This is a genomic window from Paraburkholderia sp. BR10882 (genome assembly GCF_040948855.1).
Classification (GTDB): domain Bacteria; phylum Pseudomonadota; class Gammaproteobacteria; order Burkholderiales; family Burkholderiaceae; genus Paraburkholderia; species Paraburkholderia nodosa_A.
The window spans coordinates 973,338-996,275 of sequence record NZ_JBFPKP010000001.1 but is presented as its reverse complement, the minus strand read 5'-3'; the positions used below and the strand labels follow the sequence as shown (position 1 = coordinate 996,275).

20 protein-coding genes and 1 other RNA gene are annotated in these 22,938 nt (G+C 65.8%); 9 read left to right on the top strand and 12 right to left on the bottom strand.

Going from position 1 to position 22,938, the window contains the following annotated elements:
- Window positions 1–4: 4 nt before the first annotated feature.
- Genes AB3X99_RS04665 through surE form a run of 3 tightly spaced genes read right to left on the bottom strand, consistent with a single transcriptional unit; the run spans window position 5 to window position 2,753 of the window.
- Window positions 5–928: a peptidoglycan DD-metalloendopeptidase family protein gene (locus tag AB3X99_RS04665; protein WP_069267497.1), complete on the bottom strand. Its 924-nt coding sequence runs from the start codon at window positions 926–928 to the stop codon at window positions 5–7.
- Between the two features lie 5 nt (window positions 929–933).
- Window positions 934–1,995, bottom strand: a complete 1,062-nt coding sequence (locus tag AB3X99_RS04660; RefSeq protein WP_069267498.1) for a protein-L-isoaspartate(D-aspartate) O-methyltransferase — start codon at window positions 1,993–1,995, stop codon at window positions 934–936.
- Window positions 1,992–2,753, bottom strand: a complete 762-nt coding sequence (gene surE / locus AB3X99_RS04655; RefSeq protein ID WP_069267606.1) for a 5'/3'-nucleotidase SurE — start codon at window positions 2,751–2,753, stop codon at window positions 1,992–1,994. Before surE ends, AB3X99_RS04660 begins: the two co-directional genes overlap by 4 nt.
- Window positions 2,754–3,023: 270 nt before the next feature.
- Between surE and AB3X99_RS04650 the strand changes: the two genes are divergently transcribed.
- Window positions 3,024–3,995, top strand: coding sequence for an NADPH:quinone oxidoreductase family protein (locus AB3X99_RS04650; RefSeq protein ID WP_368616221.1), 972 nt, complete (start codon window positions 3,024–3,026; stop codon window positions 3,993–3,995).
- 82 nt (window positions 3,996–4,077) lie between these two features.
- Here AB3X99_RS04650 and AB3X99_RS04645 read toward each other — a convergent pair whose 3' ends face one another.
- From AB3X99_RS04645 to ffs, 5 genes are all read right to left on the bottom strand, one after another.
- Window positions 4,078–5,358, bottom strand: a complete 1,281-nt coding sequence (locus tag AB3X99_RS04645; protein ID WP_368616220.1) for a CaiB/BaiF CoA transferase family protein — start codon at window positions 5,356–5,358, stop codon at window positions 4,078–4,080.
- Between the two features lie 71 nt (window positions 5,359–5,429).
- Window positions 5,430–6,026: a recombination mediator RecR gene (recR, locus tag AB3X99_RS04640; protein ID WP_368616219.1), complete on the bottom strand. Its 597-nt coding sequence runs from the start codon at window positions 6,024–6,026 to the stop codon at window positions 5,430–5,432.
- 212 nt (window positions 6,027–6,238) lie between these two features.
- Window positions 6,239–6,565 carry a YbaB/EbfC family nucleoid-associated protein gene (locus AB3X99_RS04635; protein ID WP_069267501.1) on the bottom strand — a complete coding sequence of 109 codons (327 nt, stop codon included), beginning with the start codon at window positions 6,563–6,565 and terminating at the stop codon, window positions 6,239–6,241.
- 82 nt (window positions 6,566–6,647) lie between these two features.
- The gene (gene dnaX, locus AB3X99_RS04630) at window positions 6,648–9,029 is read right to left on the bottom strand and encodes a DNA polymerase III subunit gamma/tau (protein WP_368616218.1); all 2,382 of its coding nucleotides are present in this window, start codon (window positions 9,027–9,029) and stop codon (window positions 6,648–6,650) included.
- Between the two features lie 219 nt (window positions 9,030–9,248).
- Window positions 9,249–9,347, bottom strand: an RNA gene (gene ffs, locus AB3X99_RS04625) — signal recognition particle sRNA small type.
- A gap of 456 nt (window positions 9,348–9,803) precedes the next feature.
- Here ffs and trxA point away from each other — a divergent pair.
- From trxA to AB3X99_RS04585, 8 genes are all read left to right on the top strand, one after another.
- Window positions 9,804–10,130: a thioredoxin TrxA gene (trxA, locus tag AB3X99_RS04620; protein ID WP_069267503.1), complete on the top strand. Its 327-nt coding sequence runs from the start codon at window positions 9,804–9,806 to the stop codon at window positions 10,128–10,130.
- Window positions 10,131–10,432: 302 nt separating this feature from the next.
- Window positions 10,433–11,695, top strand: coding sequence for a transcription termination factor Rho (gene rho / locus AB3X99_RS04615; RefSeq protein WP_027818379.1), 1,263 nt, complete (start codon window positions 10,433–10,435; stop codon window positions 11,693–11,695).
- Window positions 11,696–11,858: 163 nt separating this feature from the next.
- Entirely contained in the window at window positions 11,859–12,416 is a 558-nt protein-coding gene (locus tag AB3X99_RS04610; protein WP_368616217.1) for a MerR family transcriptional regulator, read from the top strand.
- Complete coding sequence (locus AB3X99_RS04605) at window positions 12,413–13,969, top strand: MFS transporter (RefSeq protein WP_368616216.1); 1,557 nt, start codon at window positions 12,413–12,415, stop codon at window positions 13,967–13,969. The genes AB3X99_RS04610 and AB3X99_RS04605 overlap by 4 nt, the downstream gene beginning before the upstream one ends.
- 35 nt (window positions 13,970–14,004) lie before the next feature.
- Window positions 14,005–14,841 (top strand): M90 family metallopeptidase, encoded by an 837-nt coding sequence (locus AB3X99_RS04600; protein ID WP_069267506.1) that lies wholly within the window; start codon window positions 14,005–14,007, stop codon window positions 14,839–14,841.
- A gap of 157 nt (window positions 14,842–14,998) precedes the next feature.
- Window positions 14,999–15,262, top strand: a complete 264-nt coding sequence (locus AB3X99_RS04595; RefSeq protein ID WP_133184305.1) for a type B 50S ribosomal protein L31 — start codon at window positions 14,999–15,001, stop codon at window positions 15,260–15,262.
- 320 nt (window positions 15,263–15,582) lie between these two features.
- The gene (locus tag AB3X99_RS04590) at window positions 15,583–17,337 is read left to right on the top strand and encodes an ArnT family glycosyltransferase (RefSeq protein ID WP_368606710.1); all 1,755 of its coding nucleotides are present in this window, start codon (window positions 15,583–15,585) and stop codon (window positions 17,335–17,337) included.
- Between the two features lie 4 nt (window positions 17,338–17,341).
- Window positions 17,342–18,712, top strand: a complete 1,371-nt coding sequence (locus AB3X99_RS04585; protein ID WP_368606711.1) for an MATE family efflux transporter — start codon at window positions 17,342–17,344, stop codon at window positions 18,710–18,712.
- A 48-nt stretch (window positions 18,713–18,760) separates the two neighbouring features.
- On the opposite strand, the gene lipA is transcribed toward AB3X99_RS04585, so the two are convergent.
- The 4 genes from lipA to AB3X99_RS04565 are packed head-to-tail and all read right to left on the bottom strand — an operon-like array spanning window position 18,761 to window position 22,916.
- Window positions 18,761–19,759, bottom strand: a complete 999-nt coding sequence (gene lipA / locus AB3X99_RS04580; protein WP_368606712.1) for a lipoyl synthase — start codon at window positions 19,757–19,759, stop codon at window positions 18,761–18,763.
- A 2-nt stretch (window positions 19,760–19,761) separates the two neighbouring features.
- A complete protein-coding gene (locus tag AB3X99_RS04575) occupies window positions 19,762–20,883 on the bottom strand; it encodes an acetoin dehydrogenase dihydrolipoyllysine-residue acetyltransferase subunit (protein WP_342945688.1) in 1,122 nt (373 codons plus the stop codon).
- A 4-nt stretch (window positions 20,884–20,887) separates the two neighbouring features.
- Window positions 20,888–21,892 (bottom strand): alpha-ketoacid dehydrogenase subunit beta, encoded by a 1,005-nt coding sequence (locus AB3X99_RS04570; protein ID WP_342945687.1) that lies wholly within the window; start codon window positions 21,890–21,892, stop codon window positions 20,888–20,890.
- Between the two features lie 46 nt (window positions 21,893–21,938).
- Window positions 21,939–22,916, bottom strand: coding sequence for a thiamine pyrophosphate-dependent dehydrogenase E1 component subunit alpha (locus AB3X99_RS04565; RefSeq protein WP_342945686.1), 978 nt, complete (start codon window positions 22,914–22,916; stop codon window positions 21,939–21,941).
- Between the last annotated feature and the right edge of the window lie 22 nt (window positions 22,917–22,938).

The following is a 22,938-nucleotide window of genomic DNA, read 5'->3' as shown; positions in this document are numbered from 1 at the left end:
GCTTTTATTGCGGCGGCAAGTACTTCAGTGGGTCGACGGGCTTACCCTGACGGCGTACTTCGAAATGCAGCATCACCCGGTCCGAGTCGGTATTGCCCATTTCGGCGATCTTCTGACCTTTGGTGACCGCATCCCCTTCTTTTACCATCAAAGTCCGGTTGTGTGCATACGCGGTCAAAAACGTCGCGTCATGCTTGATGATAATGAGATTGCCGTAACCGCGCAGCCCATTTCCGGCATAAACCACGCGTCCATCGCCGGCTGCCTTGACAGGATCGCCCGACGCACCGCCAATATTGATGCCCTTGTTCTTCGTATCGTCGAAGCCGTTGAGCACCGGACCACGCACCGGCCACGTGAGCGCGATGTTGCCGCCCGGCGCCGCGGCGACATCGCCGCCGCTCGCACCCGGCTGCGGCGGCACGGCGGCCGTCGGCGGGGCTGCGTTCGCACCCGAACCGTAGATCGGCGGCTGCGCCGGCGTCCCCGCTGCCGGAGCGCCCGGTGCAGCGCCCACGCCCGGCACCGGCGCGGTCACGACACCCGGCGTATACGCCGACGGATTCGCACCCGGCGGCACGACGCGCAACAACTGGTCCACCTCAATCTGGTTCGGATTGGTGAGATTGTTCCACGTCGCGATGTCGCGATAATTCTGGCCGTTTTCGAGCGCAATCCTATAGAGAGTGTCGCCCGGCTTCACCCGGTAATATCCCGGAGGCGGCGGCCCGAGCGGCACCGGAGGCTGTGCAGCCGCCGTGCCGAGCGGCGCGGTGCGGTCGACCACGGGTGCCTGATCGAGTCGCGTGGCGCAGGCGGCCAGAAGACAGAGCGCGGCGACCGCGGCGCCGCGCTGGGCTGCGATCAGCGTGGCTTCGGGCAGGTCGACATTCAGGCGGTTTCTTTTGATCGCGCGCAACATACTCATCGGATTCAGATCACTCCAGATTTTAAGGGGACAAAGAAAACGCGATCCAGGCGTGACTCCCGCCACTGCGCCGGCCCCGTACGCTCGACGAGCGTGAGGACCTGCGTCGCTTCGCCGGCGGCACTCTGGGTGCCGGACACCGCGACCGGCGCCACGAGCCGCCCGCCAATGGCGAGCTGCTCGAGCAGCGCCTGCGGCACGTCGAAGCCCGCAGCAGCGATCACGATCGCGTCGAACGGCGCCGCCGACGGCAAACCGAGCCGTCCGTCGCCGTAGTGCAAGCGGATATTCGGGATACGCAGCGGACGAAGATTCGTCTTCGCGCGCTCGTATAACGGCTTGATGCGCTCAATGGAATACACGTCGCGTGCGATCTGGCTCAACACCGCTGCCTGATAGCCGCAGCCGGTGCCGATTTCGAGCACGCGCTCCAGCACGCGGCCCGCGCCCGCGAGCTCGAGCATGCGCGCGACCACGGAAGGCTTTGAGATGGTCTGGTGATGACCGATCGGCAACGCCGCATCTTCGTAGGCCTGGGTCGCGAGACCCGGATCGATGAACATGTGGCGCGGCACGGCCGCGAGCGCCTGGAGCACGCGCGCATCGGCGATGCCGTTCGCACGCAGGCGTTCGACCATGCGTTCGCGTATGCGTTCCGAAGTCAGCGCATGCGCGCCGTTGAGCGCAACGGCGGGCGCGCCCGTGACGGCCACAGCAGCACGCGGCACACTCACGCCGCCCGGCATGGCGGCGCGCGGCGCGGCAGCGTTGCCGGCAGGATGCGCAGGCTTGATCGAACCCGCCGGCTTTGCGCTCACCGGCTTCGCATTGACCGGCTTCGCAGGCGGCGCCTTGAACGGTGTGCTCACGGAGGACTTCGCGACGGCCGGATTACCTACCTTCGCGCCGGGCTTCGCGAGTGTGCCGACGCCCGGTTTCGACGGACTGCTGTTGCCCGCGTTCGCGAGCGAGGGGCGTGCTTCGCCCGGACGCGCGTCGCGCCGGCGCGGCTCGCGTACGAGATCCGCAAGCCCGAGCGGAAAACGCTTCGTGCGCTCGCCCGTCATGAAGCACTGCCGCCCTTGCGCGCCCAGTCGTGCGTCGCGGACAGCATTTGCGTATGGGTGAGATCGAGTTGCAGCGGCGTGATCGACACATGGCCGTTCGCCACCGCGTGGAAGTCCGTGCCCTCGCTCGCATCGCGTGCGCTGCCCGACGGCCCGATCCAGTAAATCGGCTCGCCGCGCGGGTTGGTCTCGCGGATCACGGGCTGCGAAGGATGACGCTTGCCGAGGCGGGTGACGCGCCAGTCGCCAAGCTCTTCGTACGGCAGGTTCGGAATGTTGACGTTCAGCAGCGGATGACCCGGCAGCGGGTTCGCGAGGTAATGCGCAACGATCTCGGCCGCGACGCGCGCGGCGGAATCGAGATGCACCCAGTCTTTATCGACGAGCGAGAACGCGATGGCCGGCAAGCCGAACATAATGCCTTCGGTCGCCGCGGCCACCGTGCCCGAGTACAGCGTGTCCTCGCCCATGTTCTGGCCGTTGTTGATGCCGGAGACCACGAGGTCGGGTTGCTGGTCGAGCATGCCCGTGAGTGCGATGTGCACCGAGTCGGTGGGCGTGCCGTTCACGTAATAGAAGCCGGTGCTCGCCGATCGCAAAACCGACAGCGGGCGCCACAGCGTAAGCGAGTTCGATGCGGCGCTGCAGTTCTGCTCGGGCGCCATGACCGTGACTTCGCCGAGCGGCTTGAGCGCTTCATACAGCGCCGCAAGGCCGGGGGCGAGATAACCGTCGTCGTTGCTGAGTAGTATTCGCATCGAGCGATTGTAACCGAGGAAAGAAGGCACGCGAACGACAGCCCGGCCCATACGCCAGGGCGTGTCTGCCACTGGGCTGCACGTCGAAATCATGCGCCGGTGCGAGGCGCATTCGCATCCACGGCACGGCTCGAAAGACACCCGGTCATCGACGCGAAATAAATCGCACGATCGTTCGCATTGCGGCGGATTGCCGTACACTGTCCCGCGGTAGCGAATGCATGACCGACGCAACTGCAAGCAACCGAACCGGAAAAGACAGGAGACACGATGCGCGCAATCCGCTGCAACCAGTACGGACCACCCGACTCGCTCACGCTCGAAGACTCGCCCGACCTCGTGCCGGGCCCCGGTCAGGTCGTGATCGACGTGAAGGCCGCGGCCGTGAACTTTCCCGATGTACTCATCATCGAGAACAAGTATCAGATGAAGCCGCCGCTGCCCTTCACGCCCGGCGCCGAACTCGCGGGCGTCGTGCGCGCGGCGGGCGAAGGCGTGAAGCTCGCGCCCGGTACGCGCGTAGTGGCCTATGTGGGCACTGGCGCGTTCGCCGAGCAGGCGCTTGCGGACGCATCGGCGTGCGTGGCGCTGCCCGAAGGCGCCGATTTCGCGACGGCCGCCGCTTTCACGCTCGCGTATGGCACGTCGCATCACGCGGTGGTCGATCGCGCGGCCCTGCGCGCAGGCGAAACGATGCTCGTGCTCGGCGCGGCGGGCGGCGTGGGCCTCGCGGCTGTCGAAATCGGCAAGGTGCTCGGCGCGCGCGTAATCGCGGCCGCCTCGAGCGAAGAGAAGCTCGAAGTCTGCCGCCGCTTCGGTGCGGACGCCACCATCAACTACAGCACCGAGGACTTGCGCAAGCGCATCAAGGCACTCACCGACGGCAAAGGCCCCGACGTGATCTACGACCCGGTGGGCGGCGAGTATGCGGAACCGGCGTTCCGCAGCATCGGCTGGCGCGGCCGCTATCTCGTGGTCGGCTTCGCGAATGGAGAGATTCCCAGGCTGCCGCTCAATCTCGCGCTGCTCAAGGGCGCGAGCCTCGTCGGCGTGTTCTGGGGCGATTTCGCGCGTCGCGAACCGCAGCACAATACGGCAGCGTTCACGCAGATGATGGGCTGGATCGGTGAAGGCAAGCTCAAGCCGTACGTCTCGAAGCGCTACAAGCTCGCCGACGCCGCGCAGGCGCTCAAGGACATGGCCTCGCGCAAGGTGACGGGCAAGATCGTGATCGAGCCCTGAACGTTTCCTGCCGCGCAGGACGCAAAGCGAAAACGGCTCGCCGGTGGTTCACCGGCGAGCCGTCTTGCATAAGGCACTCGCCTTAGACGATGTGTTGCTCGCGCAACCGTGCGATGTGGTCCGCGTCGTAGCCCAGCGTCCTCAGGACTTCGTCGGTATGCTCGCCCAACGCGGGACCAAGCCAGCGCGTGTCGCCGGGCGTCGCCGAAAGCTTGGGCGTGACCGCGGGGAGCGCGATGTCCACGCCCTCGCCTTCTTGCTCCCCCGGCGCTTGCCAGCGGAACTGCTGGATCATCTGGCGCGCCGCAAACTGCGGATCGGCGAACATGTCGGCCACGCTGTAGATGCGGCCCACGGGCACGTCGGCGGCATTGAGCACGTCGAGCGCTTCGTTGATGGTGCGCGTGGAAAGCCACGCCGCGATTGCGCCGTCGATCTCCGCCGTGCGCGGCACGCGGCCGTCGTTGTGGGCGAGTTGCGGATCGTTCGCGAGGTCCGCGCGGTCGATGGCCATCATCAGGCGCTTGAAGATCGGATCGCTGTTGCCGCCGATCACGATGCTACCGTCCCGGCACGGGTACGTATTCGACGGCACGATGCCCGGCAGCGACGCGCCGGTGCGCTCGCGCACCATGCCGTACATGCCGTACTCGGGCACCACGCTCTCCATCATGTTGAACACGGCCTCATAGAGCGCGACATCGACGATCTGGCCGCTGCCGCCGTTCATGTTGCGATGATGGAGCGCCATCATCGCGCCGATCACGCCGTGCAGCGCGGCGATCGAGTCGCCAATCGAAATGCCGATGCGCGGCGGCGGCAGATCGGGATAGCCGGTGATGTGGCGCAGGCCGCCCATCGATTCGGCGATCGCGCCGAAGCCCGGACGGTCGCGATACGGGCCGCTCTGGCCGTAGCCCGAGAGCCGCACCATCACGAGGCCGGGATTCTGCTTCGAGAGCACGTCGTAGCCGAGCCCGAGCTTTTCGAGCAGCCCGGGCCGGAAATTCTCGATGACGATATCGGCTTCCTTCGCGAGCCGCCGCACGATCTCCTTGCCCTCTTCGGCTTTGAGATTCACCGTGACGGACTTCTTGTTGCGCGCCTGCACGGCCCACCAGAGCGACGTGCCGCCCGCTTCCGGGTAGAGCTTGCGCCATTTGCGCAGCGGATCGCCGCCCTTGGGGTCTTCGATCTTGATGACCTCGGCGCCGAATTCGCCGAGAAAGCGAGCGGCGAACGGACCGGCGATCAGCGTGCCGAGTTCGAGGACTTTGACGCCCGCGAGCGGGCCCGCGCCTTTCGCTGCGGATGCGTTCGACCGGGAATGGGGGGAATCGTGGGAAGGGGCGGCTGCACTCATGGGGTCTCCTTTCATTCTGTTCGGCGAGCGGCACCACATCGAGTGCGCCGCGATCGAAGCCTGGCGGGACGCTACATCGAGCGCCGGTCGAGCATGGCCCGCGCGATGGTGCCCGCGTCGACATATTCGAGCTCGCCACCCACCGGCACGCCGCGTGCGAGACGCGTGACGGCGAGTCCGCGCGCCTTGAGCGTCTGACCGAGATAGTGGGCCGTCACCTCGCCCTCGTTCGTGAAATTGGTGGCGAGCACCACTTCCTTGACGACGCCATCCGACGCGCGCTTCACGAGCCGGTCGAAATGGATCTCTTTCGGACCGATGCCGTCGAGCGGACTCAGATGCCCCATCAGCACGAAATACAAACCGCGGTACGTCATGGTCTGTTCGAGCATGATCTGGTCGGCCGGCGTTTCGACGACGCACAGCAGCGTAGGGTCACGCTCCTCGTCGAGGCACGTTTCGCACACCTGAGCTTCGGTGAAGGTATTGCACTTCTCGCAGTGCTTCAGATTCCCGGTCGCGAACAGGAGCGCGTTGCCGAGCTTTTCGGCGCCGTCGCGGTCGTGCTGCATCAGGTGATAGGCCATGCGTTGCGCCGACTTCGGCCCGACACCGGGCAACACGCGCAGCGCCTCGACGAGAGCGGCGAGAGCGGAAGGTTGTTTCATGCGGATTCAGCGCGAGATGCGCGACGGGGGTTTGAAGCGGAACCTGCTTCGGGGTGCTTCCTGCTGCCTGGTGTTGCTTGCTACCTACTGCTTGCTACTGCTTGCTACTTTCGACGCCGTGACGCCCGCGCAGCCCTGCCGGGTCGCGACGAGGCACGCGGGACACGCGGGCGCCGGTCTGCCTCACGCAGACGCGGCGCTCGCCACGTTCCTTAGAACGGCATCTTGAAGCCCGGCGGCAGCGGCAGGCCGGCGGTCATGCCGCCCATCTTTTCCTGCGACGTGGCTTCGGCCTTGCGCACCGCGTCGTTGAACGCCGCGGCCACGAGGTCTTCGAGCATGTCCTTGTCGTCCGTGAGCAGGCTCGGATCGATCGACACGCGGCGAACGTCGTTGCGGCAGGTCATCGTGACCTTGACGAGACCGGCGCCAGCCTGACCCTCGACTTCGATCTGGGCAAGCTGCTCCTGCATCTTCTTCATGTTTTCCTGCATCTGCTGGGCTTGCTTCATGAGCCCTGCGAGTTGGCCTTTCAACATAGTCACTGCTCCTTCTGGATCGTAGTCGTTCGAATCGATGCGCTCAAAAGCGCGCGACGCTTTGCGCGCCGCGCGGCGCAAATCAGTGGGCGGCCTGAGTGCCGCCCGATGCGGCTTCCGGCGCGACCGGCCGGATCGAGCCCGGCACGATGCTCGCGCCGAAATCGCGAATCAGTTGCTGCACGAAGGGGTCGGCGCCGATCTCGCGCTCGGCTTCGCGTTGACGCTGGGCGCGATCGGCGGCGTCGAGCGCGGCCGCCGTGCGGCGCGCGGGGCCGACTTCCACGCTCACTTCAACGGTCTTGCCAAGACGCTCGGCAAGCGCCGTCTTGAGCTTCGCGACCTGCGAGGCTTCGGCGTACTGCGGCACCGGCACGCTCAATTTGAGAAGCGTGCCTTCGAGCGCCGTCAGCTCGCTGTTGAACGCGAGCTGGTACGAGATGCCCTTGAGCGAAAGCGTGGCGGCAAGCGCAGGCCAGTCGCCCGCGAAACCGATCGGATCGAGCGCAATGCCCGGCGGCAGCTTGCTCACATCGACCACGGCCGGCGACGGCGTCGGCATCGCAGCGGCGCCGCGCGGCGCGGACGGCTCGCTGTCGTAAGGAGGCACGAAGCCGTCGTCGGGCGGCGCAAAGTACGCGTCATCGGCGCCGAGCGGCACGTAGTCGTCGGGTGGAATATCGTCCCACGGCGGCGCGCCCGAAGCGTCTTGCTGCGCGTTTGCGTTGCGCGGCGTCTGTCGTGCCTGCGCTTCGTGCGCGGCGGCGCGGCGAGCCGGATCGGGCGTCGGCACCTTCACTTCCATGCGCGGTGCGGCCTTCGGCGCGGGCGCCGGGGCGCTCGCGCCTGCAGCGGCAGCGGGACGGCCCGTGGCAACGCGCATGCCCTTGCTGCGCAGCACGTCGAGCGCAGCGCTTGCACCACCACGCGCGGATGCCGCAGCGGCGGGTTCCTCACGAGATTCGAATTGCGGCGCGGGCGCAGCGGCCACGCTCTGCACAGCTTGTTTCTCTTCTGGCGCGGGAGCGGCCGCAGCCGGCTCGACCGGTGCCACAGGCGCAGCTTGTGGCGCTGCGCCCGGGTTCGGCGCGGACTCGCCCTCGTCCTCCCAGGGCGGGACGACGCGCGCTTCGTCCGCGGGCCTCGCGAGCGGCGCAAGCGCAGGCGCGGACGCGCTCGCTTGCGGCTCGGCATCGGGCATCTTCGCCGGTGCGGCTTCGATCGGCTGCGGCAGCGGGGCGGCGGGCTTCGGCACGACTGGCTGCGCAGCGGCAGGCGCCGCACTGCGCGCCGACGCCGCTACCGGAGCCGCCGCACGCGCGCCCGCGCTGGCCGCAGCGGGCTTCGACGCCGGCGCACTGCCCACGCTGCCCGCGCTCACGGAAGGCTCGAAAGCCAGCATGCGCAGGAGCGTCATCGTGAAGCCAGCGTATTCGTCGGGTGCCAGGCCGAGTTCGCTGCGCCCGAGGGTCGCGATCTGATAGAAAAGCTGGACCTGCTCCGGGCTCAACGCTTCCGCGAAACGGCGAATGTCGTCGGCTTCGGGCCACTCGTCGAGCACCGATGAAGGCGCGAATTGCGCCCAGCCAATGCGATGGAACAGACTCGCGAGGTCCTGCAGCGCGGCGGAAAACGACAGGCTGCGCAGCGCCATTTCGTCGGCGATGGCGAGCACGTTCGCGCCGTCGCCGGCCACGAGCGCGTCGATCATGCGGATCAGATAGCTTTGATCGAGCGCGCCGAGCATGCCGCGCACCGCTTCTTCGGTGACCTGGTTGGCCGAATAGGCGATGGCCTGGTCGGTAAGCGAAAGCGCGTCGCGCATCGAGCCGTCTGCGGCGCGCGCGAGCAGGCGCAGCGCCTGCGCCTCGAACTCGACCTTCTCTTCACCGAGAATATGCGTGAGATGCTCCACGATATTGCCCGCCGGCATCTGCTTCAAATTGAATTGCAGGCAGCGCGAGAGCACCGTGACCGGAATCTTCTGCGGGTCCGTCGTCGCGAGGATGAACTTCACATGCGGCGGCGGCTCTTCCAGCGTCTTCAGCATCGCGTTGAAGGCGTGGTTCGTGAGCATGTGCACTTCGTCGATCATGTAGACCTTGAAGCGCGCATCGACCGGCGCGTAGACCGCACGCTCGAGCAGCGCGGCCATTTCGTCCACGCCGCGATTGCTCGCCGCATCCATCTCGACGTAATCGACGAAACGCCCTTCGTCGATTTCCCGGCACGCGCGGCACACGCCGCAGGGCTTCGACGTCACGCCGGTCTCACAGTTGAGCGCCTTGGCGAAGATACGCGACAGCGTCGTCTTGCCCACGCCGCGCGTGCCTGTGAAGAGGTACGCGTGATGCAGGCGGCCGCCGTCGAGTGCATGCGTGAGCGCGCGCACCACGTGCTCCTGTCCGACGAGCGAAGCGAAATCCTTCGGTCGCCACTTGCGTGCGAGAACTTGATAGGTCATCTGGAAATTGTATCAGCAACGCCCGCGCGTCCAGATGAATCGAAAGGCGGCCAATGCCCGGTTCGCGGCCGCCGCGCAATGGCGCGAGCCGGCGATTGCGGACGACGAAAACAGTGGCGATGCAGGCGTGACAAACACGACGAACGAAGAACCGCGTCGCGCAGTCGATTGCGCGGCGTCAATCTCGTATCTGCGGAGAAAAACGGAAGAAAAGAGGAAGGTGACGAGCCTGACCCTCGGCACTGGCGGAAAACGGCTGTGGCTGCTTCGTTCCCGACCTGACCAGGTTGACCGCCCCTCCATGCGAGGAGGCCCGTCACGGCGCATTCTAACATCGGTCGCGCGCCAATGCGACTGCTGCAGTGCGAAAAAACGCGCCGAGCCGCGCCGGGCATCGTTGCGCGCCCCCGGGTAGCTACCCTCTTGCAACGGCTCGCACCGCCTCCAGATAGCGTGCAGGAGCACGAGGTACCACGCGAAATGGCCCCGCGAAAAGGCTCGCGCCGCCGCCAGAATATGCCGCCGAATGTGGCCTGCAGGACGGAAACCCTGCTTGCGGCATGAGTACTATCACCGTCGGCAACGCATAGGGATTTAGGCTACACTGGCGTCGGCAATCGGCTGGGCCACGCGGTTTGCGTGCGAAGGGCGTGTGATTCGGACGTATGACTGGGGTTCGGTCTGGCCGCCCAGGCGGCCCCGGAAGAATTTTCAGTTTTGGTGTATCGTGGCGAGCAATTTACTCGGCCTCGAATCGAAAGAGGTATTCATACAATGAGCGAACAAATCAAGCATATCAGCGACGCATCGTTCGAACAGGACGTCGTGAAATCCGACAAGCCCGTGCTGCTGGACTTCTGGGCAGAGTGGTGTGGCCCGTGCAAGATGATCGCGCCGATTCTCGATGAAGTCGCGAAGGACTATGGCGAGCGCCTTCAGGTCGCGAAGATCAACGTCGACGAGCACCAGTCGACGCCGGTGAAGTTCGGCGTGCGCGGCATCCCCACGCTGATCCTCTTCAAGAACGGCGCCGTGGCGGCGCAGAAAGTCGGCGCGCTCTCGAAGTCGCAGCTCACCGCGTTCCTGGACAGCCACCTGTAACTTCCTCGCTGGCCGCCCCTCCCCGCCCGGGCGCATCGCCCGGCCAGCAAGGGATGAGCCATGCAACGGTGCGTGTTGTCACGCGACAACACGCACCATAAAAACACGCCGAAACTTGCTGTCGGTCTTCACTGACGGTTTCTGGCGTGTGCTATGCTAGAATTCATAAAGCGTCTACCGGCGCCCTTATAAAAGTTTCAAGCAAGCTTGAAGCGAAGTTTCAACCAAAAGTCCTTGAGCGGTTCCGCTCGCTTCTTTTCCCCCATTCTTTTCGTCGCACTCCTCCCCGACGGGTTCTCCGTATGCATCTTTCCGAGCTCAAGTCTCTGCACGTGTCTGAATTGATCGAGATGGCCAATGGCCTCGAGATCGAAAATGCGAACCGCCTGCGCAAGCAGGAACTCATGTTCGCGATTCTCAAAAAGCGCGCCAAGACGGGCGAAACGATCTTCGGTGACGGCACGCTCGAAGTGCTCCCCGACGGCTTCGGCTTCCTGCGCTCGCCGGAAACCTCGTATCTCGCCAGCACGGACGATATCTATATCAGCCCGTCGCAGATCCGCCGCTTCAACCTCCACACCGGCGACACGATCGAAGGTGAAGTGCGCACGCCGAAGGACGGCGAACGCTATTTCGCGCTCGTGAAGGTGGACAAGGTCAACGGCCAGCCGCCGGAAGCCTCGAAGCACAAGATCATGTTCGAGAACCTCACGCCGCTGCACCCGAACAAGGTGCTGCTGCTCGAGCGCGAGATGCGCGGCGAGGAGAACGTGACGGGCCGCATCATCGACATGATCGCGCCTATCGGCAAGGGTCAGCGCGGCCTGCTGGTCGCTTCGCCCAAGTCCGGCAAGACCGTGATGCTCCAGCACATCGCGCACGCCATCAAGCAGAACCACCCCGACGTGGTCCTGTTCGTGCTGCTGATCGACGAGCGCCCGGAAGAAGTGACCGAAATGCAGCGCTCGGTGGCGGGCGAAGTGATCGCCTCGACCTTCGACGAACCGGCTGCGCGTCACGTGCAGGTCGCCGAAATGGTGATCGAGAAGGCCAAGCGCCTCGTCGAAATGAAGCACGACGTCGTGATCCTGCTCGACTCGATCACGCGTCTCGCGCGCGCCTACAACACCGTTGTGCCCGCATCGGGCAAGGTGCTCACGGGCGGTGTGGATGCCAACGCGCTCCAGCGTCCGAAGCGCTTCTTCGGCGCGGCACGTAACATCGAAGAAGGCGGCTCGCTCACCATCATCGGCACGGCGCTGATCGAAACCGGCAGCCGCATGGACGACGTGATCTACGAAGAGTTCAAGGGCACCGGCAACATGGAAGTGCACCTCGAGCGCCGTCTCGCGGAAAAGCGCGTCTACCCGTCGATCAACCTGAACAAGTCGGGCACGCGCCGCGAGGAACTGCTGATCAAGCCGGACATCCTCCAGAAGATCTGGGTGCTGCGCAAGTTCATCCACGACATGGACGAAGTCGAGGCCATGGAATTCCTGCTCGACAAGATTCGCCAGACGAAGAACAACTCCGAGTTCTTCGACATGATGCGCCGCGGCGGCTAAAGGCCCTCGCCCGCTCGAATCACCGCAAAACGCCCGCGACTTCGCGGGCGTTTTTCTTTTCCGGCAGCGGATCGCCGCACCTCGCAACCTGTACGTGCACGTTCACGTTGAAGTATAATGCGCAGCGTGTCTTGATCGCGTCCCGGCGAAAAAAGAGTTCCCCATGCCCAAGGATTCCCCCGCGCTGCTCACGGTGCGCGACGCCGCCGAGCGCCTGAACGTCACGCCGCGCACGCTCAAGTATTACGAAGAGCGGGGGCTCGTCAGCCCCTCGCGCAGCGAAGGCCGCTACCGGCTCTACGACGAGCACGACCTCGAACAATTTTCGCGCATCCTGCGGCTGCGCGCGCTCGGCTTTTCGCTGCACGGCATTACCGAGATGCTCAAGCGGCCGCTCGAACAGGTTGGCGAAGGCCGCCGGCGCTATTCGCACGAGTCGCTCCAGCAGATCGCCGACGCGCTCGCGCAGCAGATCGAGACGCTGGACACGCGCATCGCGGCCGTGCGCCGCGAGTTGAAGGAGGCGCAGACGGTGCGCACGGAGCTGGCCGACGACCTCGACTACCTGCAGCGGCGCCTCGCGGGAGAGCCGTCCGATCAGCTGATCGAGCAGCGCCTCGCCGCCACGCGGCGACGCAAGGCGGCCGCGGCCGCGGCCGCGACGGGCGGCAGACCGGCAGAGCCTTCGGGCAACGCACGCGAGAACGACGAATCGGCATGAGCACGGCCCAGCCTCGCGAGCCGATCTTCAGCGCGGCGCGCCTGCGCGGCGACTTTTTCCCGTGGGTGCTCGCCCTCGCGACCGGTCTCGACTACTACGACAACGCGATCTTCTCGTTCTTCACGAGCCATATCGCGGGCGGCATCAACGCGTCGCCCGACGAGCTCGTCTGGTCGTCGAGCGCCTACGCCGTGTGCGCCGTTCTGGGCATCCTGCAGCAGCAATGGTGGGTGGAGCGCATGGGCTACCGCCGCTACGTGGGGAGCTGCCTGCTGCTCTATGCCGTCGGCGCGATCGCGGCGGCACTGTGCGAATCGTCGATCGAGCTTGCCTTCGCGCGCGGCTTCCAGGGCTACTTCATCGGCCCGATGATGGGCACCTGCCGCATCCTCATCCAGATCAGCTTCACGCCGCAGCAGCGTCCAGTGGCAACGCGCGCGTTCCTCATTCTCATCGTGCTCTCCAGCGCGCTAGCACCGCTCGTGGGCGGGCAGCTCGTCGCGCATTTCGACTGGCGCGCCCTGTTCGCGTTTTCCGCGCCCGCAGGCGTGCTCTATGCCGTGCTGGCCCTGCTCGCGCTGCCCGATACGGGCCACTTGCTGCCTGAGGAGCGCGGCGAAGCGCACTTCTGGCCGTACCTCATCTTCGCGTTTGCACAGGGCGCGCTGCAGATCGCCATGCAGCAGGTGCGCTTCGAACTCTTCAGCGCGTCGCCGGAAATCATTCTGCTCACGCTCGTCGGGATCACGGCGCTCGCCTGGTTCGGCTGGCACCAGTGGCATCATCCGAAGCCGCTCATGCGCCTGCACGCGCTGCGCGAGAAGCCGTTCCGGGTGGGCCTGCTGCTCTACATGGTCTACTACTACCTGAGCACGGCGCTCAGCTACCTGGTCTCGCGGCTGCTCGAAGGCGGTTTCAACTACCCCGTCGAAAACGCCGGACGCCTCACCGGCATCACGTCGCTCATCTCGGCCGGCGCCCTCTTTTTCTATTTCCGCTACGCGAAGCTCATTACGCACAAAAAGTGGATCATCGTGCCCGGCTTCGTGCTCTCGGCGTTCATTTCGTTCTGGATGACGCGGCTCACGCCGCAGGCTAGCGAAGCCTGGCTCATCCCGCCGCTGCTGCTGCGTGGCCTGCTGCTGCTCTTCATCGTGCTGCCCGTCGCCAATCTGACGTTCCGCATCTTCGCGATCGAAGAATTCACGCACGGTTACCGCTTGAAAAACATCGTTCGGCAGTTGACGATATCGTTCGCCACAGCCACCGTTATCATCGTCGAGCAGCACCGGCTCGCGCTGCACCAGACGCGGCTCGCCGAGTTCGTGAATCCGTTCAACCCGGCGTTCCAGAGCACCTACGCCGCGCTGACGCATTCCTTCGAACTGATGGGCCGGTCCGCGAGCGAAGCGCGCGGACTCGCGCTCGCGCAGGTGAGCCGCATGGTCGCGCAGCAGGCGAGCTTCCTGAGTTCGCTCGACGGGTTTTACTTCCTGATCGGCGTGGCGGTGTGCGGCGGGATCTTCGCCGCGTGGCAAAAGCAGATCGATTGAACGACATCCAGACGCACGGGAAAACACACCCAGCGATGCTTTCGAAACTCTCTCACTGGTTCGACGCGCGCCGCCGCGAAAAGGCGCTGCGCACCTACGCGATCGACGACGCGCTTTGGCAGGCGACGCTCGCGGGCTTGCCCTTTCTCAAGCACCTCGACGCCGCCGACCTCGTGCGCCTGCGCGAGATGACGAGCCTTTTCCTCGCGCAAAAAGAGTTCTCCACGGCGCACGATCTCGAGCTGACCGACCCGATGAGCGTAGCGATCGCCGCGCAGGCGTCGCTGCCCGTGCTCAATCTTTCACTCGATCTCTACAAGGGCTGGGTGGGCGTGGTCGTCTATCCGGGCGAATTCGTGATCCGCAAGACCGTGGAGGACGAGGACGGCGTGGTCCACGAGGTGGAACACGACGCGAGCGGCGAGGCGTGGGAAGGCGGCCCCGTGATCCTCTCGTGGGAAGACGCGCAGATGACCGATGGCAGCGACGCGTACAACGTCGTGATCCACGAGTTCGCGCACAAGATCGACATGCTTAACGGCGAGGCCGACGGCCATCCGCCCCTCTTTCGGCGCTGGCACGCCCCGCTCGACGCGCAGGCGTGGGCCGACGTGTTCGACAACGCCTACGACCAGTTCTGCGACAAGGTGGACGCCGTGCCGGAGCGGCGCTGGGCGCGCTTCGAGCGCGATTCGCTGATCGATCCCTATGCCGCCGACCACCCGTCGGAGTTCTTCGCGGTGTGCAGCGAGGCGCTTTTCGTCAAACCGAAGGCATTCGAGGCGGAATATCCCGAGCTTTACCGGCTGCTCGCGCGCTATTACCGCCAGGACCCGGCGCGCGTGGGCGCACTGGCCGGCCAGCCGGCCTGAAACCTGACGCGCGGGAGCCTCAAAAATTCGCCAACCGGCTGATTATCTGGCATAATCGCCGTTTTTCGACCCTTGGGTAAGTGGCTCGCGCGGGCAAAGTCGGCAACATGGTGTTGCAGGCACGCGGGTTGGCTACCGCCAGATTTAAGGAATAACCATGAAAGAAGGCATTCACCCGAATTACCGCGAAGTCCTGTTCATCGACGTTTCGAACGACTTCAAGTTCGTGACCCGCTCGACCATCCAGACGCGCGAAACCGCCGAATTCAACGGCAAGACCTACCCGCTCGCCAAGATCGAAGTGTCGTCGGAATCGCATCCGTTCTACACGGGCACGCAAAAGATCATGGACACGGCAGGCCGTGTCGAGAAGTTCAACAAGAAGTTCGGCGCACGCGCCTCGGGCAAGGCCGGCAAGTAAGCACCTCGCCGCACCGGCTGCTGGCCGGTCCCGCATTGAACGTGCACAAAAAGGGCAGCATACGCTGCCCTTTTTTGTTGCCCGCGCCACCGTTGCGCCGTCCAGCAGCTATAAGGGTGCGACTTACCGCCCCTTTTTAGATGTTTCTGTGGATTATCCCGCGGCTAACGCCGTGACGCGCGGTCGCCGGCCCGGCTAGAATGCCGGATTGCTCCACGGCACACGGCCGGGTGTACCGTCTGCCGCGCATGCCTGCTTGACCCCCGCGTGCGAGCCGCCCGCTCGAACACGCCCGGTTTATCCGTCTCCCTTCGTACTGCATGAAGCCAGCCATTCGACTGACCGCCTCCGCCACCAGCGCCCTGCCGCGCTGGCTGCTGCTGACCATCTGTATCGTCTTCGCCGCGTTCGGCCTCTTTGGCCGCGACCCGTGGAAGAACGAGGATGCGGCGGGCTTCGGCGTGATGTGGACGATGGCGGGGGGCACCTCGCACGACTGGCTGCTGCCCAATCTCGTCGGCAAGTACGTGACCGAGAACGGTCCGCTCGGCTACTGGCTCGGCGCCGCGTGCATCCGTCTCTTCGCACCATGGGTCGACGCGAGCAACGCCTCGCGCATCGCCACGGGCGTGCTGTTCTGCCTCGCGTGCGCGTTCGTCTGGTACAGCGCGTATCTGCTGGGCCGCCGCCCCGAAGTGCAGCCGTTCAAGTACGCGTTCGGCGGCGAGCCCGAGCCGCGCGACTACGGCCGCACGCTCGGCGACGGCGCCCTGCTCGTTCTGCTGGGCTGCTTCGGCCTCGCCGAGCGCGGTCACGAAACCACACCGCAGCTCATGCAGTTCGTGGGCATCGCCATGCTGCTGTACGGCGTCGTGCGCGCCATCGACAAGCCGGTCCAGGGCGCCCTCTGGTGGGGCCTCGCGCTCGGCATCGTGATGCTCTCGAGCGGCCCGGTGCTCGTGGGCGCGCTCCTCATCGGCACGCTCGCCATGCTCGCCATCGCCCCCGAAACGCGCTCGCGCTGGCTGCTCGTAGCGGGCCTGCCCGTGGCGCTCGTGGTCTCGGCCTCGTGGCCGCTGCTGGCGCTGCACCTGTATCCCGACGACGCCGTCTGGTTCCTCAACCAGTGGGCGCACACCAACGTCAACGCCTTCGCAGGCCCCCCTGGCTACGTGCTGCGCTACGCCGCCAAGAATCTGCCGCTCTTCACGTGGCCCGCGTGGCCCCTCGCGATCTGGGCCTTCGTGAGCTGGGCGGGACTGCGCCGCAAACCGCACATCGCGATTCCGCTGTCGGTGATCGTGCCGCTGCTCATCCTCGTGGTCGTGCAGAGCCACGAATCGAACCGGCTCTTCATGCTCGTGCTGCCCGCGCTGGCGGTGCTCGCGACCTTCGCGCTGCCCACGCTCAAGCGCGGCGCGATCAACGCGATCGACTGGTTCGCGGTGCTGAGCTTCACGATTCTCAGCACCTTCGTATGGCTCGTGTGGCTCGCGGGCATGACCGGTTTCCCGGCGCCGCTCGCGCGCAACCTCGCGCGCCTCGCACCCGGCTTCGTGCCGGAGTTCAAGATTCTCTCGTTCGTGTGCGCGGTGGCCGTTACCGTGTGCTGGATGGTGCTCGTGCGCTGGCGCGTGGCGCGCCATCCGAAGGTGCTGTGGCGCAGCGTCGTGCTCTCGAGCGGCGGCACCACGCTCATGTGGGTGCTGCTCATGACGCTGTGGCTGCCGGTCGTCAACTACAGCCGGACCTACAAGGACGTGGCCGAGCAGATCGCCGCGCACCTGCCCGCCGACTATCAGTGCATCTCGCCCGTCCGCCTCGGCGATGCGCAGATCGCCACCTTCGCGTACTTCGGCAGGATGCATTTCGCGTTCAACGAGGATTGCGACGTGATCCTGCGCCAGGACACGCAGGAATACGGCGAGCCGAGTTCGATGCCGGACTACGTTTGGAAGCTCGTCTGGGAAGGCCGCCGCGTCGCCGACCGCGACGAGCGCTTCCGCCTGTACGTGCGCATCGACCGTCCGACGCCGCCGCTCAAGAAACATGTCTGGCGCAAGCGTCCGGACTGAGGCCGTGCTGACGACGACTTTCGCCGGCGACGTCCGGCGCATCGCCGCGCTCGCGTGGCCGGTGCTGGTCGGGCAACTCGCGATCATCGCGTTCGGCGTGATCGACACCGCGATGGTCGGTCGCTACTCGGCGCTCGATCTCGCCGCGCTCGGCCTGGGTTCGTCGATCTACATCTCGGTCTATATCGCTCTCACGGGCATTCTCAGCGCGCTGCAGCCCGTAGCGGCGCAGCTCTATGGCGCGCGCAAGGACACGGAAATCGGTCTCGAAGTGCGCCAGGCGTTCTGGCTCGCGCTCGTGCTGATGGCGATCGGATTTACGATCCTCTACTTTCCCGGCCCGCTGCTCGACCTCGCGCACGCGCCCGAAGCACTGCGCGAGCGCACCGTCGGCTATCTGCGGCTGCTCTCGTTCGGGCTGCCCGCGGCGCTGGCCTTTCGCATCTACAGCTCGCTCGCCAATGCCGTGGGGCGCCCGCGCCTCGTGATGTTCCTGCAAGTCGGCGCGCTCGTACTCAAGGTGCCGCTCAACACGTGGCTCATCTTCGGCGGCCTCGGCGTGCCGGCGCTCGGGGGGCCAGGCTGCGCGCTCGCAAGCACCTCGATCAACTGGGCGCTCGCCTTGTGCGCGGCCTTCGCGCTCACGCGGGTGGACGTGTTCGCACCGTTCGAAATCTTCAGGCACTTCTGCTGGCCCGAGTGGAAACGCCAGGCCGAACTGCTCAAGCTCGGCATTCCGATGGGGCTTTCGTACCTCATCGAAGTGACGTCGTACACGTTCATGGCGATCTTCATCGCACGTATGGGCACGACCACGCTCGCCGGCCATCAGATCGCCGGCAACATCGGCGCCGTGCTCTACATGACGCCGCTTTCGATCGGCGTGGCGACCTCGACGCTCGTCGCCCAGGCGCTGGGCGGCGACCGCCCGGCCGAAGCGCGCACGCTCGCGCGGCACGGCGTGGCGACGGCCGTAGCGATTGCCTGCTGCTATGGCGCGATCGTGTTCGTACTGCGGCCGCTCATCATCGGCGGCTATACGCCGGACCCTGCCGTGGCAGTCGCAGCCATGCCGCTCGTCGCCATCGTCACCTGCTATCACGTGTTCGACGCCCTGCAGATCACCACCGCCTTCGCGTTGCGCGCATACCGGGTCGCGGTCGTGCCGACCATCATCTATGCGCTTGCGCTCTGGGGCGTGGGCCTCGGCGGCGGCTACGCGCTGGGCTTCGACGTGACCGGCACGGTGCCCGCCTGGGCGACGGGCGCGCGCGGGTTCTGGCTCGCCAACATGGCGAGCCTCCTGATTGCCGGTGCCGGACTCCTGCTTTATCTCTCGCGGGTGAGTACGCGGTTTGTGAGAGAACGCGCCTAGCTCGTCGGCGTCGGAGGCGTTAGGCGGTTAGTTGCAAATGCATGCAGATCACCCCGCCTCGGCCTGCCGCGCCGCCTCCACGGTCTGTGCTGCGTGATACGACGAGCGAACCAGCGGCCCGGCCACCACCTCGCTAAATCCCATTGCCAGCCCCGCCGCACGCAACGCGGCGAATCCGTCGGGATGCATGTAGCGCTTCACCGGCAAATGAAACCGCGACGGCGCAAGGTACTGCCCGATCGTCAGCACTTCTACGCGATGCTCGAGCAGGTCGCGCATCGTCGCGAGCAACTCCGCATCGGTTTCGCCCAGCCCCACCATCAGCCCCGACTTCGTGACGAGCGCACCGTTCGCCGCTTTCGCGCGCGCAAGCAAATCGAGCGAGCCGTGATAGTCCGCGCCCGGCCGCGCCGCGCGATACAGCGAGGGCACGGTCTCGATGTTGTGGTTGAACACGTCGGGCCACGCGTACGAAAGCGCCTCGAGCGCGCGCGGGACACGGCCGCGGAAATCGGGCGTGAGCACCTCGACGCCGATTCCCGCTACGCGCTCGCGCACCCGCGCAATGCAACGCGCGAAGTGCGACGCGCCACCGTCGCGCAAGTCGTCGCGATCGACCGATGTAATGACGACGTGACGCAAGCCCAGCGCCGCGACCGCTGCCGCAAGGTGCGCGGGCTCGTCCTCGTCGAGCGGCGCGGGACGTCCGTGAGCGACATCGCAGAACGGACAGCGCCGCGTGCACAGCCCGCCCATGATCATGAAAGTCGCGGTGCGCTGTGCAAAGCATTCGCCGATGTTCGGGCACATCGCTTCTTCGCATACCGAATGAAGCCGATGCTCGCGCAATACGGCCGCCACGCCCGCTACGGTTTCGCTCATGAGCGGACGCGCGCGCAGCCAGGGCGGCTTCGGCAAGACCGCGTCGGCGCTGGCAGGCGGCACGATCTTCACCGGAATGCGCGCGAGCTTCTCGCGGCTGCGCAGGCCCTCCTGACCCAGCGCCGTACTCGACGAGCGGGACACTCCAGACGTGGCGGCCTCCATGCTCAGGCTCCTTCGTCGAAGAAGGCTTTGAGCAGGCGATTGACCTCCTGCGCCGCCTCCATCTGCACCATGTGCCCCTTGCCCGCAATCACCTCCACGCGCACCTGCGACGGCAAGCCCTGCGCATGGCGCGCCGGTATGATCTGGTCGACCTCGCCCCAGATCACGAGCGCGCGAGGCGCGAGCGACGCAAGCCGCTCGCGGAACACGCGCCGCTGCGCGCCGCCTTCGAACGCCTGCGCGGCAATCTTGCCGAGCGCGGCCTGCACGCCTTCGAGCCGCTTGTACTTCACGAGGTCCTCGACGAGCTGACGCGTGACCAGCGCGGGATCGGCGAACAGCTTCGTCACGTGCGGCTTGAGCGCATTGCGATTGCCCGCCGCGACGAAGCCCTCGATATACGCACCATCGATCTCGCTGCCAAGGCCTGCACTCGAAATCAGCGCAAGAGAAGTCACGCGCCCGGGCGCCTGCTCGGCCACCGCCATGGCCACTGCACCGCCCAGCGAGTGCCCGACGAGATGCGCGCGGTCGATCTTCTGCGCGTCGAGGAACGCGATCACGCTTTGCGCGAGCTCGCCGAGGCTCCCGCTCTCGAGCGCCTTGCCCGACTCGCCGTGACCCGGCAGATCGAGCGCCCAGACGGTGCGCTCCGCCGCGAGATCGGTGTGATTGAAGAGCCAGTTGTTGAGATCGCCGCCGAAGCCATGGATCAGCACGACAGGCACGCCCTCGCCTTCGCCCTGCTTCAGGTAGCGCACGGTCCTGCCGCCAATTTGCGACTTTTCCGGCTGCGGTCCCGCGTCGGCGTCGCCCGCCTGCGCCGGCACGAAGTCGCGCTGGAACTCGGCCACCGCGGCGTCGATATCCGCGTCGGCCGCTTCGGCATCGGCGACCACACCAAGCAGCGCGCCCACGGGCAGCGTGTCGCCCTCCTGCGCGATCTGCCGCCGCAACACGCCTTCGAACGCGCACTCGACGCCCGACGCGATCTTGTCGGACTCCACGTCGAGCAATTCATCGCCCTTGCTGACCTTGTCGCCGGGCGACTTGAGCCAGCCGTTCACCTGGCCCTGCTCCATCGACAGGCCCCATTTGGGCATCGTGATCATGTGAATCGGCATGACTTCAGCTCCTTGCTGCGCGCGCGGCGTCGGCGATCTTCTCCGCCGAGGGGATGTAGAGGTCTTCGAGCGATGCCGCGAACGGCACAGGCGTATGCGGGGCAGTGACCATGCCGACCGGTACCTTCAGTTCCTTGAACGCCTTCTGGCCAACGAGTGCCGCAATGTCGGTCGCGATCGAGCAGCGCGGATTGGCTTCGTCCACGACCACGACCCGGCCCGTGCGGCGCGCGCTTTCGAGGATCGTTTCCTCGTCGAGCGGCGAGGTCGTACGCAGGTCGATCACGTCCGCCTCGATGCCGTCTTTCGCGAGCTTCTGCGCAGCATCGAGCGCGTAGTGCACCATGCGTCCATACGTGACGATCGTGACGTCGTCACCGTCGCGCACGATGTTGGCCTCGCCGAACGGAATCGAATAGGATTCCTCCGGAACGTCGCCTTCCATCGTGTAGAGCAGCTTGTGCTCGCAGAAGATCACGGGGTCGTTGTCGCGTATCGCCTCGATCATGAGGCCCTTGGCGTCATAGGGCGTGGCCGGGCACACGACCTTCAGCCCGGGAATATGCGTGAAGAGCGAGGTGAGCATCTGCGAGTGCTGCGCCGCCGCGCGCAAGCCCGCGCCATACATGGTGCGAATCACGACCGGCGTGACGGCCTTGCCGCCGAACATGTAGCGGAACTTCGCCGCCTGATTGAAGATCTGGTCGAAGCACACGCCCATGAAATCGATGAACATCAGCTCCGCGACCGGCCGCATGCCGCACGCCGCCGCACCCACTGCCGTGCCGATAAAACCGCCTTCCGAGAGCGGCGTATCGAGCACGCGCCCGGGGAACTTGCCGTAAAGGCCCTTTGTCACGCCGAGCACGCCGCCCCACGCGTCCTGCTCGCCTGGCGCGCCCGCGCCGCCCGCGTTGTCCTCGCCCATCACGATCACGCTTTCGTCGCGCCCCATCTCCTGGGAAAGCGCTTCGTTGATGGCCTGCGAATAGGTGATTTTCCGTGCCATTTCCGTCTCCTTGATCTGGAATCCTGATGACTTGAGTGCGCAGCGCTTAAGGGTACGACACGTACACGTCAGTGAGCAGCGCTTCGGCTGGCGGCAGCGGCGCGGCCTTGGCCTGCGTCACGGCATCGTCGATCAGCTGCTTCACTTCGGCGTCCACCTCGCGCAGATCGTCGCTGCTCGCGAGTTCGGCGCGCACCACGCGCTCTTCGAAGCGCTTCAGGCAGTCTTTTTCCTCGCGCAGCTTCTGCACTTCGCCAGGGGCTCGGTAGGTTTGCGCGTCGCCTTCGAAGTGGCCGAAATAGCGCGAGAGTTTCATCTCCACGAGCGTCGGGCCGCCGCCGCTGCGGGCGCGTGCAATGGCTTCGCCCAGCGCCTCGTGTACGGCGAAGAAGTCGAAGCCGTCGACGATCACACCCGGCATGCCGAAGCCGTTCGCACGGTCGGCGATATTGTCGGCCGCGACCGACCACGTCGAAGACGTCGCCTCGGCGTAGCCGTTGTTTTCCGCGACGAAGATCACCGGCAAGCGCCACACGGAGGCGAGATTCATCGACTCGAAGATCACGCCCTGGTTCGACGCGCCGTCACCGAAGAAGCACACGCCCACGCCGCCCGTCTTCTTCTGCTTGGCGGCGAGCGCGGCGCCGCACGTGAGCGGACCGCCTGCGCCGACGATGCCGTTTGCGCCCAGCATGCCCTTCGACAGATCGGCGATATGCATCGAGCCGCCCTTGCCCCGGCACGACCCCGTGGCACGGCCATAGATCTCGGCCATCATCTCGCGCACGTCCACCCCCTTGGCGATGCAGTGGCCGTGGCCGCGGTGCGTGGTGGCGACATAGTCGTTATCGTTCAGATGACTCATCGTGCCGACCGCGGAGGCCTCCTCGCCCGCGTACAGGTGCACGAAGCCTGGAATTTCGCCGGTCGCGAACTCGACGTGCAAGCGTTCCTCGAACTCGCGAATCGTGCGCATCGAGCGATACGCGGTGAGCAACTGCTCCTTGTTCAACTGAACTGACATGGTTGTCTCCTGGGTGTACGAC